This is a genomic window from Kitasatospora sp. NPDC051705, assembly GCF_044453265.1.
GTDB lineage: Bacteria > Actinomycetota > Actinomycetes > Streptomycetales > Streptomycetaceae > Kitasatospora.
Genome location: NZ_JBITCO010000011.1, coordinates 193,147 through 207,988 on the forward strand (window position 1 = coordinate 193,147; position 14,842 = coordinate 207,988).

Genomic DNA, 14,842 nt, shown 5'->3' on the forward strand with positions numbered 1-14,842 from the left:
GCCGCCGTGGTCTACCGGTGGCAGTAGGAGTCCGAGGAGGCGTCGCCGCCCGCGAGGTGGGTCTGGTGGACGCGCAGGCCGCGGAAGTCCGCGCCGTGCGGGAAGAACCGCTCGTCGACGGAGAGCCCGCCGGTCTCGGGGTCGGCGTCCAGCTTGACCATCCAGGGCTCGATGCCGTCCGGGTAGAACTGGTCGTCCCAGGCGCCGTACAGGGAGTTGGTCAGGTAGAGGCGCCGGCCGTCGCGGCTGATCTCGACCATCTGCGGGGCGCCGCTCAGCGGGCGGCCCGGCTCGGCCGGGTGCGGGGTGCGCGCGGTGATGCCGCCGAGGCGCACCGAGGCGGCGAGCCGGGGGTGGAACGGGTCCGAGACGTCGTACTGGAACAACTCGCCGGTGCCCCAGGCGGAGACGTACAGCCAGCGGTCGTCCACCGACAGGTTGATGTCGGTGACCAGCGGCGGCACCGCGCCGAACGGCTGCAACGCGGGCGGCAGGTCCTCGGCCTTGGCCGGCTCGGCCGGGATCTCGATCACCTTGCGGGCGGTGAACGCCGGGCCCTGGCGGTACCAGAGCCATACCGAGGCGGAGAGGTCCTCGACGTTGGTCACCACCCCGGCGAAGCCCCACTCGGCCTGCGGATCGTGTGCCGGGCGCAGCTCCAGCACCATCTGGTACTGGTCGCCGAGGTCGACCCGCTGCAGGTGGCGGCCGGAGTCCAGCTCCCAGAAGTGCAGCGCGTGCCCGTACTTGCGGCCCAGCAGCAGCTCCGGCACCACGCCGTCCTCGACCATCCACGGCGTGCCCCACTCGCTGGTCACGCCCACGTTCGTCCCCAGGTGCCACCAGACGTCGTAGGCGAGGTGCTGCGGCCCGCGCTCCGTCTCCCACGCCCGCAGCACGTCGAAGGTGGTGTGGTCGAGCAGCGCCACCCCGCCGGGCCCGTCGGTGCCCTCCGCCCCGCCCAGGCAGGACAGGAACACGCCGTCGGGCCCGCAGTGCAGCGTGTGCGGGCGCGAGTACCCGGCTCTGGACGCCAGCTCCGCCGCCTCGACGGTCTTCACCAGGCGCGGCCGCACCGGGTCGGGCCGGGTGTCCATCACGTGCAGCCGCGAGGAGCGCAGGCCCGGCAGCAGCAGGTAGCGCCGCTCCGGGTTCCGGTGGCAGGCGTGCGCCAGCGCACTCGAGCAGGCGTTCCAGCCGAAGTGGTGCAACTCGTCGCCCAGCGTCGGCAGTTCGGCGAAGTTCAGGACCGTCCCGTAGCCCGCCGAGGCCGGGTCGGTGTCGACGGTGAGCAGCGCGTCCGGCCGCCGCCCCGACCGGTCGAACCCGGCGACGTACGCCAGCGTCTCCGGCGGCGCGGCGATCGCCTCCGCCGCGGAACGGTACAGCGACGGATCGGTGTGCCCGCCCTGCGGGCCCTGACCGTGCGGCATCCCGGACTCCTCAACTCGCCCTGCTGGTACACGGACTGTGTCCTGCGTCCGGGAAGCGTTCCACAGGTCCACCGGCGCACAGCAGGCGCACGGGGAGCGGGCGGGAGGTGCGGGAGCGGGCGGCGGATCAGCGGAGCATCTTGATGTCCGCGAGCTCCAGTTGGACGTCGAACTCGGGCCCGTCGACCTGGGCGTGGAAGGAGAGTTCGCCGAGGAGGGTGACGGAGACCTCCACCATGTGCTCGTTCACCTCGTTCACCTCGTCCAGGATCGTGAGGCCGTCCTCGAGGAACACGTCCGCCTTGTGGAGGAACGCTTCCAGGGTGAGCTCGGCGGTCACCTTGACCTCGCCCACGACGGTGCCACCGTCGTAGGTCTCCACGGGATACCAGTCGATCGTCGAATCCTTGGGTTCCAGGAAGGAGATCGTGGCCTCGGTGGCGCCCGGAAGTTCCGGGACGGACGGACCGCCCTCGTCGTTGAACTCGATCGATCCGCCCGCGAGGTCCTCGCAGGCCCGCGTCACGGCTCGTCGCAGCGCCTCCTCCAGAGAGGCCGGATCCGATTCCTCGACCGGTACCCGAAGGACCAGATCGACATGGGGCTGGGAGCCCCCACCGGCCAAGCCGACGCGGGGAGAGATGTTGAAGAGCGACCGGTCCCTCGCGCCTCCGGACTGGTCGAGAACGATCGTGACGGTCAAGGGGGAGGAGAACCTCCTGGTCATGATGATGTCCACGGGGGAGAGCCCGCGATGACGGCGCACGGTCCTCACGTCGATCGGGATGTGGAAGGCCCCACCGACCTCCGAGCACGCGAGGTCCGATTCGTCGTCGCCGTTCCGGATCAGCGCGACGTTCTGAGCCAGCGCGGCGCCGAGGTCGGCTTCCAGCGCCTCCTGCAAGGCAGGGGCGTGCCCGTCCGGCCCTTGCGCGACGTAGTCGTGGGCGAAGCCGATCAGGGTCCGGAGGATCCGGCGGACGTCGTCGTGGGAGTGTGCCGGGTATGCGATTTCCAGGAAGGTCTGCAGAGTGGAGCAGACCTGGTCGAAGACCGTACGGACGTGCGGTTCGAGGTAGTCGGGCGCCTGCCGGTTGTGCAGGATGGCGAGGGGCGGTGCTTCACGGGAAGTTCCGGACAACCACCACGTCGCATTGATGGGGAGCATTCCACGTCGGATGTGGGCCAGTTCGAGCGTTTCGGGAGCATCCGGTAGGCCCGTCGCCCCGACCGTCATGAGAGCCGAGGCGATCAAGCCCCGTGCCGGCTCCGCAGGGCGGGCCTGAGTGACCAGCAGCTCGACTATCGGGTTGTTCGGCATTCGGTCCGGATCGAGCGCCGGGCGGGAGGCCTTGACGTCGTCGAACAGATCCACGAGAAGAACCACCCGCTCGGCCCCCGGACTTCCGACGTCGTTCGCGAACCGGTGGAGCGGAAGGCTCGAGCCGTCACCGAGAACCAGATGGGTCTCACCGTCGATCAGCGAGTTGTGCCCGGCGAAGTACACCAGCAGTGCGTCGGTCGCCTGACGGGTGGCCGCCCGGATCGCCTCGAGCGCCTCGGTCCGTGAGCCCGGGTCGAGGAGGACATGGCACCGATCCGGGCTGAGGCCCCAGCTGTTCGACGAGGACAGCAGCGCCGCCAGGTCGGTCACCGTGCGCGGGACGTGTGGCAGTTCGGGCATCGAGGGGTAGCGCGACACGCCGATGAGGAGCGCGGCGCTCCGGCGGGGATCCGGGAACTCCGGATCCTCCCTCTCGTCCATCGGGTCCGAGTCGGTGGGGTCCATCGGCAGCACGTCCGCCTCCGGCGCGTGCCGCGGCCGGCTCCCGTCCAGCAGTGCCAGCAGTTCCGCCGAGGCGGTCGCGAAGGGCCGGAGCTCCGGGGGCAGCGACGCCGTGTCGGCCACGGCGACGGCGGCCAGCCCGTTCCCCGCCCGGGGCCGGCGGGCGGCGACGTGCCGGGTGAGGGCGGCGTGGACGGTCCAGGCGTCGTGGCGGGTGAGGAGCGGGGCTAGGGCGGCGCGGGCGGCTGCACGGAAGGTGAGCACGGTCGGTCCGTCCGCGACGGTCCGGGTGTCGACGAGTCCGCTGGTCAGGAGTTCGGCGAGGTCGCCGACGGTGGCGTCGGGTACGGCCTCCTGGCGGATGAGCTGGAGCAGCGGGAGGCTGAGGCTGCTGAACGGGCTGCTGAGGCAGGCGAGCCGTTTGGCGGCCGGCGAGGCCGTGTGCAGGAAGGCGGCCACGTTCGGGGTGTCGTCGGGGCGTCGTGGGGCGTGCGCGGCGAACGGGGAGCGGAGGACCCCGGAGGCGGGGACGAGGACGGCGTCGTGGCCTGCGGGTGCGCCGCGCATGACGGCGTCGGCCCAGCGGCGCAGCGAGTGGGGGGTGAGCGCGAGGGTCGGCAGCGGGGTCCAGCCGGGGTCCGTGCCGGAGGGAGCTGCGCCGGAGGGAGCTGCGCCGAGGGGGCCCGGGCCGAAGAGGGCGCTGGTCATCAGGGGCAGTTCGTAGCGCAGGTCGGTGTTGCGGGCGGCGGGTCCGTCCTGCCGCACGCGGACCGCCGGCAGGTCGAGGGCCGTGCGGCTCCAGAGACGGCCGGGCAGCGGGTTGAGCAGGACGACCGGGGTGGTGGAGCCCCAGGTGCGCAGCAGCTGCCACACGGCGGGTTCGCGCCAGCCCGGCGCGGTGCAGTCGGAGAGGACGACGAGCAGCCGTCGGCCGCCCGGCGCCGTGACGCGTCCGCGGCCGACGGCGCGGCCCCGGCCGTCCGTGATCGTCGGCTCGCCGTCGACGGAGAGCCGCAGGCGGCGGACGCCCCGGAACGCGCCGATTCCGGCGAGCAGGGTGTCCAGCTCGTCGACGGTGTCGCGCCAGACGTCCATCGTCGGGTGGGTGTCGACCAGGATGACGACGTCGAACCACGCCTCCGGGACGGGCCCGAAGACGGGTGCGAGTTCGCCGCCCCTGGTGTACTCGCGCAGCGTCGCGTCGATGTCCAGGGCGCGGCGGGCGCCCCGTGGGTAGCGGCGCTTGAACGGCCTCAGGGCGCGGGCGAGTTCGAGGGAGCGGGGCAGCGCCCGCCCGGCTGCCACCTGGATGCTCCGACCGGGTGCCGGTCCGGCGGGCAGGTCCTCGTACAGCGGGACACCGGTGTCGTCAGCGACGTCGTCGGGCCGGCCCTGCGGTGCCGGGAGGCCCGGACCCGTGCCCGGGTCGTGACCGGGTGACACCTGGGCGGCGTCGCGCGGTGACGGCCCGGACGCGGGCTCCCCGGCCCGGTCGTCCGCCCCGCGCCCCTCGGCGGCGGCGAGCCAGAGCAGGTCGGCCACCGTCGTCGCGTCCGTGTCCGGGGGCAGCGCCCGGCTGAGGGCCGCGACGAGCCGGGCGACGTCCTCACGCACTGGAGAGGTCCCTCAGCATCAGGTCCAGGAGGTGCCGCAGCTGCTCCCCGGACGGTGCCTGCCGGTCGGTGACGAGGCGGACGGCGTTGAGCAGCTGGTCCACCGCGAGGCTGTCCCCGCGGGCGAGGCGTTCGGCGAACGCCGTGATGAGGTCGGCCGCGGGGCCGGGGGCCGACACGGCGAGCCCGAGGTGGGACTCGACGGCCCGGCGCAGCGTGTCGGCTGTCGGGGTCGGCATGTCGTAGCGGATGCAGCGGCGCAGGAAGGGCGCGGGGAGGTCGCGGTCCCCGTTGCTGGTCATGACGATGAACGGGAAGACGGTGCACTGCACCTTTCCGCGTTCGATCAGGTGCGTGGTCGGTCCGTCCCACTCCCGTACCCGCACCTCGCGCTGCGGGTGCCGGACGAGCTCGGGGATCTCGAACCGCCCGCTCTCCAGGACGTCGAGCAGGTCGGCCGGCAGGTCGAGGTCGCTCTTGTCGATCTCGTCGATCAGCAGGGCCCGGGGCCGGTCACCGGGGAGGAGAGCGGTGCCGAGCGGGCCGAGCTGGAGGAACGGGGCGATGTCGGCCTGTCCGGAGTGCCGGGCGAGGCGGGCGACCCGGCTGCGCCGTCCGCCGTTGCCGCCGGAGTGGGCCTGCTGCAGCCGGAGGGCGTGGATGTGGCCGAGCGCGTCGTAGCGGCAGAGGGCGTCGGGCAGGGTGCTGCGGGAGGTGATGTGCCACCGGAGGACGGGGCCCAGCCGCAGCTCGGCCGCGACCTGTTCGATGACGGTCGACTTGCCGGTGCCGGTGTTCCCGGTGATGAGCAGCGGCCGGTGAAGGTACAGGGCGGCGTTGACGGCGTCGGTGAGGCCCTCGGGCGGCAGGAAGGCCCGGGGCCGGTCGCCGGGAGTGAAGCTGCGCCAGGGCGGTGGGGGCGCGAGCGTGACGTCCCGTGGCTCGCCGTCGCCGCGGTAGTAGGTGTTCCAGGACATCAGGTGCTCCTCGGGGCGGCGGGCGGGGCGGGCGGGGCGAGCGGGCGGGGTGGGGCGGCCGTGACGGTGTGTTGTGGGTAGCGACCGCAGAAGTCGAGCCAGTCGGTGTCGTGCCAGGCGGTGCGGAGGTCGGCCAGGCGGTCGAGGTGCGGGTCGGTCTCCTCGCCCGTGTCGCCGTCGTCCAGCCAGCGGCGCCGGTAGGCCTCGCCGAAGCCGTCGGGCAGGGTCTCCCAGAGGCGGTGGAGGCAGGCCCGCCCGGGGTCGGCGTGCTTGCCGTCCGTGTCGGGCCAGATCAGGATCGGGGTGTAGGGGAGGAACAGGGCGAGCAGCTCCCGGAGTCGGGGTGCAGCCGGGCGTCCGGCGATCCCGACGGCCCGCTGGTACCGGCCGGCCGCCAGGTGTCTCCCCAGCCGGTCGGGGGTGACGTCGGCAGGGTCCACCCAGTCGACCGGAGCGTCCTGGTCGAGTTCCTCCCGGCCGAGCTTCTCCAGCTGCTCACGGGCGAACTCGTTGATCCCGTCGAGGTGGTGCGGGACGACGAGCCGCCCCGCCCAGCGGAGCGTCACGGTGCGGGTGACCCCGAGGAGGCGGAGTCCGACCGCGGCCTGCTCGGGGCGCCAGTCCAGCAGGACCGGGGCGGGTGCGACGAGGTCGATGTCCCGGACGCGCTCGCCGGGCGGCAGCAGCCGTTCGGCCCAGGAGATGACGGCGGGCAGGGCCTGCTCGACGCCCGCGCGGTCGGGCTCGCACGGGAAGGTCTCGTGGTGCGTGCAGTCCGGGCCGCTCCGGAGGCAGACGGACAGCGAGTCCGGCCAGTCGACCCGGGCCGCGTGCAGACTGATGACCAGGCGCCGCGCCCGTTCGCCCGCGCCGCGTTCGGCGTGCGTCGAGCGGGCGTCGTTCAGGGCGATCTCGGCGCCCAGCCGGCCGGACCAGCGCGCCACTCGGTCGTCCCCGGTGTCGAAGCCGCACTCTTCGGCCGCGGCGACGACGTACCAGGCCAGTGCCCGGTGGGTGGTGTCGGCGTCGGTGGTCGGTGTCCGCAGGGCCGCGTGTTCGAGGAGGTGCTGGAGCAGCGGCCGGCCGGTGAGCGATGCGGGCGGCCGGACGGGCTCGGCGAGCCGGTGGCCCCACTGGCGGTTGAACGCGGCGGCCAGGCCGCGCAGCAGCGGGGTGGTGAGGGCGGAGCCGGCCAGCTCGACGATGAGGCTGCCGGTGTCCATCGCCGCCAGCACGCCCTCGGCCACCTCGGCGGCCCAGCGGCCGGCCGGGTCGTCGGTCTCCGTGGCGCGGCGGACGAGGTCGAGGAGGGCCGGGCGGGTCCAGACGGACGGCGTCGCGGGGGCGCCGGGCCACGTGGCCAGTGCCCGGGCGAGGTCCGTGACACCGGTCGGTCCGACGCCGCCGGCGGAGGAGGCGGCGGGCGCCTGGGGCGACGCCCCGCGCCCGGTGTTGAGCGCGAGCCACAGCGGACCGGCGGCGTCGGACTCGCCGTCGTACTCGAACGACCTGACGTCCTGCTTTCTGAGCTCCGGGGCGATCGCGAGTTTGACGTCCGCGGGCCGGAGGAACGCGCCGCTGCCGGACAGTCCCTGGGCCAGGGTCGAGCCCAGCGATCGGCTGAAGTCGAGGTCGTAGGCCCTCTGCTGCGCGCCGCAGGCCATCAGGACGGCGAGGCGTTTCCTCCCCGCGCCGAATCCCCCCGCCAGGGCCGCGGTGTCGGGCAGGGCGGCTCCCGCGTGGCAGGTGTCGAGGAGGGCGATGACCCCCGCGACCCCGTCGTGGTCGGAGGCCAGGGAGAGGAGGGCCGCCACGTCCACCGACCGGTCGGCGCGGCCGTCCTCGCTGTCGGAGGCCATGTACAGGAGCCTGCCTCCGGACTGCGGCGACTGGCCGTGCCCGAGCATGGCGATGACGAGCGTGGCCCGGGCGTCCCCCGCCGCGCGGACGGCGGCCTTCACAGCGTCCTCGATCTCGTCCGAGCGCACCGACCCCGACCGCAGGTGGGCGTGGTCGGCGGCGGGGCTGGGCGTGCAGGCTCCGATCGCGGGGTCGGTGAGCACCCGGAACAGGTCCTCGGCGGCCGTCTCCAGGCGCGTCAGCTTCTGTTCCGCCGCGTCCGACTGGGTCGCTATCAGCAGGAGGTGACGGTCCGGGGCAGGCGGCGGGCTCACGGCCGGTCCGGGGTCGCGAGCGCCTCCATCACCGGCCGCGCGACCTCCGGGCGCCGGAGGTACGTGGTGGCGCCGTGCGACCAGAGCGTGGCGGAGTCGAGGAGGTGCGGGACGGGGAGCACCCCGGCCGTGTTCGGCTTGACCAGCTTCGCCAGCGTGCGGCGCGGGACGACGACGTCGTCGCCGTCCCAGAAGTCGGCCCAGGCGCCCACCGACTCCGGGGTCGCCGGCGGCTGCGGGACCAGCCGCGGCCAGACGAGCCCGCGCGTGCCGATGGGCGAGCCGATGGTGACGAAGAGCCGGACCGGTCCGTCGTACTCGGCGAGTGCCTCCAGCGCGACCACGGTGCCGAGGGAGTGCGCGACGACGATCGCGGGCCGGGTGGGGTCGAGCTGCCGGTGCACGCGGTCGCGGATCCGCTGGTCCAGCGTCCGTCCGGTGGCGTCCGGCTCCGCCCGTCGCAGGTAGCGGCCGGGCTGGGACAGCACCTGCAGCAGCCGCGCGGCGCTGAGCCGCTGGGTGCCCCGGCGGAGACCGGGGACGGCGGCGACGGCTGCGAGAACGCTGCCGAGGTGGCGGCCCGCGGCACCGACGCCCTGGCCCTGGCCGTCCGGGCGGACCTGTGCGCGCACCCGGGCGAGGCGCGGGTCTCCCCGGTGTTCGGGCCGTTCGGCCAGCTCGTCCAGGAAGTCGCCGAGCAGGTCCAGGAGCAGCTCCGCCTGCTCCTCGTCGAAGGTGTCCGGGGCGCCGGTGCCCTGCGCCTCGCCGGTGTCGAAGAGGTCCCCGTAGGAGGCGAAGGCGCTGTCGGCGGACCAGTCCATGGTGAGTGCCGAGATCTCCGGGGCGAATCCGGCCTGCCGCGCGCCGTCGGCCAACGCGCGCTTCCACTCGGCGAGTTCCTGCTGAGGGTCGCGGGGGCCTCCGATGCCGTGCACGAACACCAGCCGGGGCTTCCCCTGGTCCGCGTTCACCGTCGCCCGTCCCCCCGTGCCGTCCGTACCCCGTGCCCGTACCGGCACGCCCGGCCGGCGGTGACCCGCCCTCGGCCCGCCGGCGGAACGGGGCTCAACCGTACCAACTCCGCCGGAGCCGGAGAGCGCCCGTCGGCCAGGAGGCCGGGGTGCCCGCGCGCGAACGTTCCGCTCCGCCGCCGCACTGCTCCCCGCGGGGCGGGGATCAGTTCGGCGGGCCGGGCTACCGGCCGGTATCGTCGGGCGCGGAACGGTGGAGACCCGCCGGAGCGGCGGGCCGAGCGGAGGACGGGTGCGGCGGCAGATGGAGTTTCGGGAAGACGTCCTGGGTGCCCCCTACGAGGCGGCCGAGCTGACCCTGCGGCCCGACGACGAGGGGCCGGTCTGCGCCACCCTGGTGCGGCGTCGGGTGCCCGGCTCGGAGCGGGCCGTGCTGTACATCCACGGCTACAACGACTACTTCTTCCAGACCAATCTGGCCGACCACTTCGCCGAGCTCGGGTTCTCGTTCTACGCCCTGGACCTGCGCAAGTACGGCCGCTCGCTGCGCCCCCACCAGTCGCCGAACTTCGTGCGCGACCTCGCCGAGTACGACGAGGAGATCGACGAGGCGGTGCGGATCATCCGGGAGGTGGACGGGCACCGGCAGCTGCTGCTGAACGGGCACTCCACCGGCGGGCTGGTCGGCGCGCTGTGGGCGTCCCGGCGCGCCGGGCGCGGGCTGGTGGACGGGCTCTTCCTGAACAGCCCGTTCCTGTCGATGCCGACCGCGCCCGCGGTGCGCACCGTCGGCGGCCCGGCCGTCACGGCGCTCGGACGGCTGGCGCCCACCCGGGTGCTGCCCTCCGCCCTGAACCCGCACTACACCCACAGCCTGCACAAGGACCACCGGGGCGAGTGGGACTTCGACCTCACCCTGAAGTCCCCCGAGGGCTTCCCGCTGTACGCGGGCTGGCTGGCGGCGATCCACCAGGGCCACCGCCGGCTGCGGCACGGCCTGGGCATCGACGTGCCGGTGCTGCTGGCGGCGTCCACCGCCTCGATCTCCACCACCAAGTGGCACAACGCGCTGCACCACGCGGACGGCGTGCTGCGCGCGGACGACATCGCCGCCGAGGGCCCGCGGCTGGGCCGGCACGTCACCGTCGTCCGGATCGAGGGCGGCATGCACGACCTGGTGCTGTCCGGCGAGGCCGCCCGCGCGCAGGTCTTCGCCGAGCTGGACCGCTGGCTCGCCGCCTACCTGGACGTCGTGCCGGCGGCCGGGGCCGCAGCGGCCGCGCCGTCCCGGGCCGGGGCACCGGTGGGGGAGTCGGCGTGACGGACGAGCCCGTCCCGGTCGGCCGGCAGACCGACCTCGGCTTCGCCAAGCTGATGCCGGACATCGACCGGGCGGGCGCCTGGCTGCTCACCCTGGACGGCACCCCGCAGTCCTACGTGGACCTGGCCGACCCCACCCACCTGGAGTTCGAGTACACCCGCCGGCTCGGCCACCTCGCGGACGCGCTGGCCCCGGCCGGCCGCCCGCTGGACGTGCTGCACCTGGGCGGCGGCGCGCTCACCCTGCCCCGCTACCTGGCGGCCACCCGACCCGGCTCCCGGCAGCGGGTGGTGGAGGTGGACGGGCCGCTGCTCGCGCTGGTCGAGGAGCACCTGCCCTGGCAGGCGCCCGGCGCGGACGTCACCGCGACGGTCGGCGACGCCCGGGCCGCCCTCGCCGGGGCCCCGGCCGGCTCGCAGGACCTGGTGATCGCGGACGTCTTCCACGGCTCGCGCACCCCGGCGCACCTGACCTCGGTGGAGTTCGTCCGGCTGGCGGCGGCCGCGCTGCGCCCCGGCGGCTGCTACGCGGCGAACCTCGCGGACGGCCCGCCGCTGGCCTTCGCCCGGGCGCAGGCGGCGACGGTCGCGGCGGTGTTCCCGTACACCTGCCTGGTCGCGGAGGCGCCGGTGCTGCGCGGCCGCCGTTACGGCAACATCCTGCTGGCCGGTTCGACGGCGCCGCTGCCGGTGGCGGAGCTGAGCCGGCTGCTGGCGGGCGACGTCTTCCCGGCCCGGCTCACCGAGGGCGCCGACCTGGCCGCCCTGGTCGGCCGGACGGCGCCGGTGACGGACGCCGAGGCCACCGACTCCCCGCCCCCGCCGGACGGGGCCTTCAGCGTCGGCTGAGCCCGGTCCCGCCGCTACCGGGCCCCGGTTTCGCCGCCGACCCGCGGCCCCACCCGGGCGGCGCGTCGTCCGGCGGCGGTGCGTTCTCCGGCGGCGATGCGCGGGCCGGGTGGCGCGATCGCCGGGCCCGCGGAGCCGGACACTCTGCCGCGCCCTCCGGTACCGCGTGCGGCCGTTCGGTAGTCTGCGGGTGATCCAGTTCCAGCGGCTCCGGCCGGGGATGCCGCCCCGGCGAGTCCACCGCGCCGCGCACCGGTGCCCGACCGAGGGCCGGCCCCCGTGATCCTCGCCGCCCTCGCCGTTCCGGTCCGGTCGCGGCGCCCCGCTGGTCCTGCCGCCGTTGATTCCGCCGCTCCTGAGGAGACCCGCGTGGCCACTGACGAACCGCCCGCGCCGCCGTCGACCGGACTGCTGTCGGTCGACCTGGGCGCCGTGCCCGAGACCGCGCTCTGGACGCTGTACCAGCGTGCCGTCGAGGCCGGCCGCCCGGACGCGGTGCTGCGCGACCCCAAGGCCGTCGAGCTGGTCGGACGGATCGACTACCCCTTCGCCGAGCGGTTCGGCACGAGCGGCAGCCAGGCGCAGCTCCAGGCGCTGCGGGTGGCCTGCTTCGACCGCGAGGTGGCGGACTTCCTGGCGCGGGAGCCGCGCGGCACCGTCGTCTGTCTGGGCGAGGGCCTGGAGACGCAGTACTGGCGGGTCGACAACGGGCGGGCCCGGTGGCTCACCGTGGACCTGCCCGAGTCGGTGGCGCTGCGGGAGGAGCTGCTGCCGCCCGGGCCGCGGCAGCGCTATCTGGCCGCTGACGCCACCGACCTGGGGTGGGCCGACGAGGTGGACCGGGAGCACGGGGTCCTGATCACCGCGCAGGGCCTGCTGATGTACCTCCCGCCCGAGCGGGTGAGGACCCTGATCGCGGGCTGTGCCGAGCGGTTCCCGGGCGGCTCGCTGGTGCTGGACGCGGTGCCGCGCTGGTTCGGCCGGGCCACCCGCAGCGGCCGGATGCGCATGCGCGGCTACCAGGTGCCCCCGATGCCGTGGGCGATGGACGCGGGCGAGCAGGTGAAGCTCGGCACTGCGAGTCCTGCGGTGGCCTCGGTGCGGGAGGTGCGGCCGGTCGGCGGCCGGGGGCTGCTCGGCGCCCTGCTGCCCGTCGCGCTGAGCGTTCCGCCGGTGGCCGCCCGTCGTCCCTCGATCACGGTCCTGGACTTCGCCGAGCGGGCCGGGCGGGCCGGGCGCCCTGAGCGCCCTGAGCTGCCCGAGTGACCTGCGCGCCCGGGGGGCCCTGTGCGCCCTGAGCGACCCCGGGCGTGACCGCTGAGGGGGCCGGCCGCTCCGGCTCGGACGGCCCCCGAACGGTGCCGGTGCCGGTCCCGCGGATCCTTCCCGTCCTTCCGGGTCCCGCGGCGTGCGGATCGGACGGCGGATGGATCGGACGGCGTGCGGATCGGACGGCGTGCGGATCGGACGGCGGATGGACCGGACGGCGAGCGGATCGGACGGCGGGGCGGGATTCAGGCGGGCAGTGCGGCGAGCCAGCCGGTCAGGAGCCGGTTGACCTCGGTGGGCCGCTCCTGCTGGATCCAGTGACCGCAGCCGTCGAGCAGGTGCGAGGAGACCAGGCCGGGCAGAGTGGTGGGGAACGCGTCGATCGCGTCCGCCAGCCACCGGGTGGAGGCGTCCAGGGCGCCGCCGGCGAAGAGGGAGGGCTGGGTGATCGGGGCGCCGTCGAGGTCGGCGAGGTCCGCCCAGTCGCGGTCCATGTTCCGGTAGCGGTTGAGTGCGCCGCTGAGGCCGGTGCGCTCGAACTCCCCGGCGTAGACGTCGAGATCGTCCTCGCCGAGCCAGGAGGGCAGCCGGCCGGCCGGGAACCGGTCGCGCAGCGTGCCGCCCCGGGAGACGAAGTGCGGGTCCGCCTCGTGGGGTGCGGGCATGGTGTCGGCGGACAGCGCCGCGTAGAAGCCGGCGAGCCAGCCGCGCACATCGGGCTCGATCTCGGCCTCGGCCCGCCCGGGCTCCTGGAAGTAGGAGACGTAGAACTCCTGGTCGCCGCCCATTCCGGCGAACACCTCGCTGGGCCGCGGCCCGCCGCGCGGGGTGTACGGCACGCTGAGCATCCCCACCGCCCGGAAGACGTCCGGTCGCTTCAGCGCCGAGTCGGCGGCGATCGTGGCTCCCCAGTCGTGTCCGACGATCACTGCCGACCGCTCGCCCAGGGCCCGCACCACGGCGACGTTGTCCTCCACCAGGTCCAGCATCCGGTACGCGTCCACGGCCTCGGGCCTGGAGGAGCGGCCGTACCCCCGCACGTCGATCGCCACCGCCCGGTACCCGGCACCGGCCACCGCCGGAAGCTGGTGCCGCCAGGAGTACCAGGACTCGGGGAAGCCGTGGACGAGCAGCACCAGCGGGCCCGTGCCCTGTTCCACCAGGTGGATCCGGCCCGCCGGGGTGGGGACCGATCGGTGTACGGGGCCTGCGGTGACGTGCTGAGGCATGGGCCCTCCAAGGGGTGTCGACCGTCCCGCGCCGGGTCGGAGCAGGAGCAGCAGTCGGAGAAGGAGAGGGAGCAGGAGCAGGAGCAGGAGCAGGAGTCGGTCCGTCGTGGTCCGGTCCGGCGGGCTCCGATCCTGTCCCGCCCGCCGCGACCGCAGCCAGCGTTGTTGCCGTTTCGGCAAAGCGGGAGCCGGTCACACCCGTCCGCGCGGGGGCGGCCGTCCGTGGTCGCACCGCGCTTTGCCTATTCTTGGGATTCGCGGCACCGTACCGGAACCACGGCCACCCGCCGTACGTCGTAAGACCAGGTGCGGACCAGGCGATCGGCGGGGGGAACGGGCCCCTCCGGCGCGTTACCCTGCCCTGAGGGGGAGCGGCCTGGGGCCGCGACGGACGACTACCGGGACGGGCGCGCCCCTGAGGGCCGCGCCCGTCCCGGCCTGCCACGGAGGTACTGGCCTTGCACATCGACGCCTGGATCGAGAGCGTCCCACCGGGCGCGGTGTACGCCCTCGTCGGCCTGATCATCGGGCTCGAGTCGCTGGGCATCCCGCTGCCCGGCGAGATCGCGCTGGTGACGGCGGCCCTGATGTCGGTCAAGGGTGTGGTGAGCCCGTGGGGCGTCGCGGGCGTCGCGATCGCGGGCGCGATCATCGGCGACTCGATCGGCTACTCGATCGGACGCAAGGGCGGCAAGCCGCTGTTCGAGAAGCTCGGGAGAAAGTTCCCGAAGCACTTCGGGCCCTCGCACCTGGCCACCGCCGAGCGCTCGTTCCAGAAGTGGGGCATGTGGGCGGTCTTCTTCGGCCGGTTCATCGCCCTGCTGCGCATCTTCGCGGGGCCGCTCGCGGGCGCTCTGAAGATGCCGTACTGGAAGTTCCTGATCGCCAACGTGCTGGGCGGCGTGGTCTGGGCCGGCGGTACGACGCTGCTCGTCTACAAGGTCGGCAAGAGCATCGAGCCGTGGCTGGCCCGGTTCTCCTGGGCGGGCCTGGCCGCGGCCCTGGTGATCGGAGCGCTCTCGGCGTGGATCATGAAGCGCCGGGCCGCGAAGACCCACGCGAAGATCGAGGCCGAGGAGGCCGCCGCGGCAGCCGGTGCCGCGAAGGCGCCGGTCGCGGACTGACGCACTGACGGGCCGTCCGCGGCGGCCACGGAGGGGTGTCGGGCCCCCGGAGTAGCATCGGCGGGGTACCTGTCGATCATGCACACCCAGGAGGGCC

Annotated in this window: 10 protein-coding genes; 4 read left to right on the forward strand and 6 right to left on the reverse strand. The window is 74.5% G+C overall.

Features of this window, described 5'->3' with window-relative positions:
- Positions 1-11: 11 nt before the first annotated feature.
- The 5 genes from ACIA8Q_RS16990 to ACIA8Q_RS17010 all read right to left on the reverse strand — a co-directional run bounded on the left by ACIA8Q_RS16990 (position 12) and on the right by ACIA8Q_RS17010 (position 8,954).
- A complete protein-coding gene (locus ACIA8Q_RS16990) occupies positions 12-1,433 on the reverse strand; it encodes a selenium-binding protein SBP56-related protein (protein WP_396317371.1) in 1,422 nt (473 codons plus the stop codon).
- 127 nt (positions 1,434-1,560) lie between these two features.
- Positions 1,561-4,833, reverse strand: a complete 3,273-nt coding sequence (locus ACIA8Q_RS16995) for an SAV_2336 N-terminal domain-related protein (protein WP_396317372.1) — start codon at positions 4,831-4,833, stop codon at positions 1,561-1,563.
- Complete coding sequence (locus tag ACIA8Q_RS17000; RefSeq protein ID WP_396317373.1) at positions 4,826-5,809, reverse strand: AAA family ATPase; 984 nt, start codon at positions 5,807-5,809, stop codon at positions 4,826-4,828. Before ACIA8Q_RS17000 ends, ACIA8Q_RS16995 begins: the two co-directional genes overlap by 8 nt.
- Complete coding sequence (locus ACIA8Q_RS17005; RefSeq protein WP_396317374.1) at positions 5,809-7,983, reverse strand: hypothetical protein; 2,175 nt, start codon at positions 7,981-7,983, stop codon at positions 5,809-5,811. The genes ACIA8Q_RS17000 and ACIA8Q_RS17005 overlap by 1 nt, the downstream gene beginning before the upstream one ends.
- Complete coding sequence (locus ACIA8Q_RS17010) at positions 7,980-8,954, reverse strand: hypothetical protein (RefSeq protein WP_396317375.1); 975 nt, start codon at positions 8,952-8,954, stop codon at positions 7,980-7,982. The genes ACIA8Q_RS17005 and ACIA8Q_RS17010 overlap by 4 nt, the downstream gene beginning before the upstream one ends.
- 304 nt (positions 8,955-9,258) lie before the next feature.
- Here ACIA8Q_RS17010 and ACIA8Q_RS17015 point away from each other — a divergent pair, with 304 nt between their 5' ends.
- The 3 genes from ACIA8Q_RS17015 (at position 9,259) to ACIA8Q_RS17025 (ending at position 12,389) form a co-directional block, all read left to right on the forward strand.
- Complete coding sequence (locus ACIA8Q_RS17015) at positions 9,259-10,275, forward strand: alpha/beta hydrolase (protein WP_387905255.1); 1,017 nt, start codon at positions 9,259-9,261, stop codon at positions 10,273-10,275.
- Positions 10,276-10,328: 53 nt separating this feature from the next.
- Positions 10,329-11,123: a fused MFS/spermidine synthase gene (locus ACIA8Q_RS17020; RefSeq protein WP_360220374.1), complete on the forward strand. Its 795-nt coding sequence runs from the start codon at positions 10,329-10,331 to the stop codon at positions 11,121-11,123.
- 369 nt (positions 11,124-11,492) lie between these two features.
- A complete protein-coding gene (locus tag ACIA8Q_RS17025; protein ID WP_396317376.1) occupies positions 11,493-12,389 on the forward strand; it encodes a class I SAM-dependent methyltransferase in 897 nt (298 codons plus the stop codon).
- Positions 12,390-12,637: 248 nt separating this feature from the next.
- Here the strand turns inward: ACIA8Q_RS17025 and ACIA8Q_RS17030 are convergent, their stop codons facing one another.
- A complete protein-coding gene (locus ACIA8Q_RS17030; protein ID WP_396317377.1) occupies positions 12,638-13,621 on the reverse strand; it encodes an alpha/beta fold hydrolase in 984 nt (327 codons plus the stop codon).
- A gap of 458 nt (positions 13,622-14,079) precedes the next feature.
- Between ACIA8Q_RS17030 and ACIA8Q_RS17035 the strand changes: the two genes are divergently transcribed.
- Complete coding sequence (locus tag ACIA8Q_RS17035) at positions 14,080-14,745, forward strand: DedA family protein (protein ID WP_396317378.1); 666 nt, start codon at positions 14,080-14,082, stop codon at positions 14,743-14,745.
- The last annotated feature ends 97 nt before the right edge of the window (positions 14,746-14,842 follow it).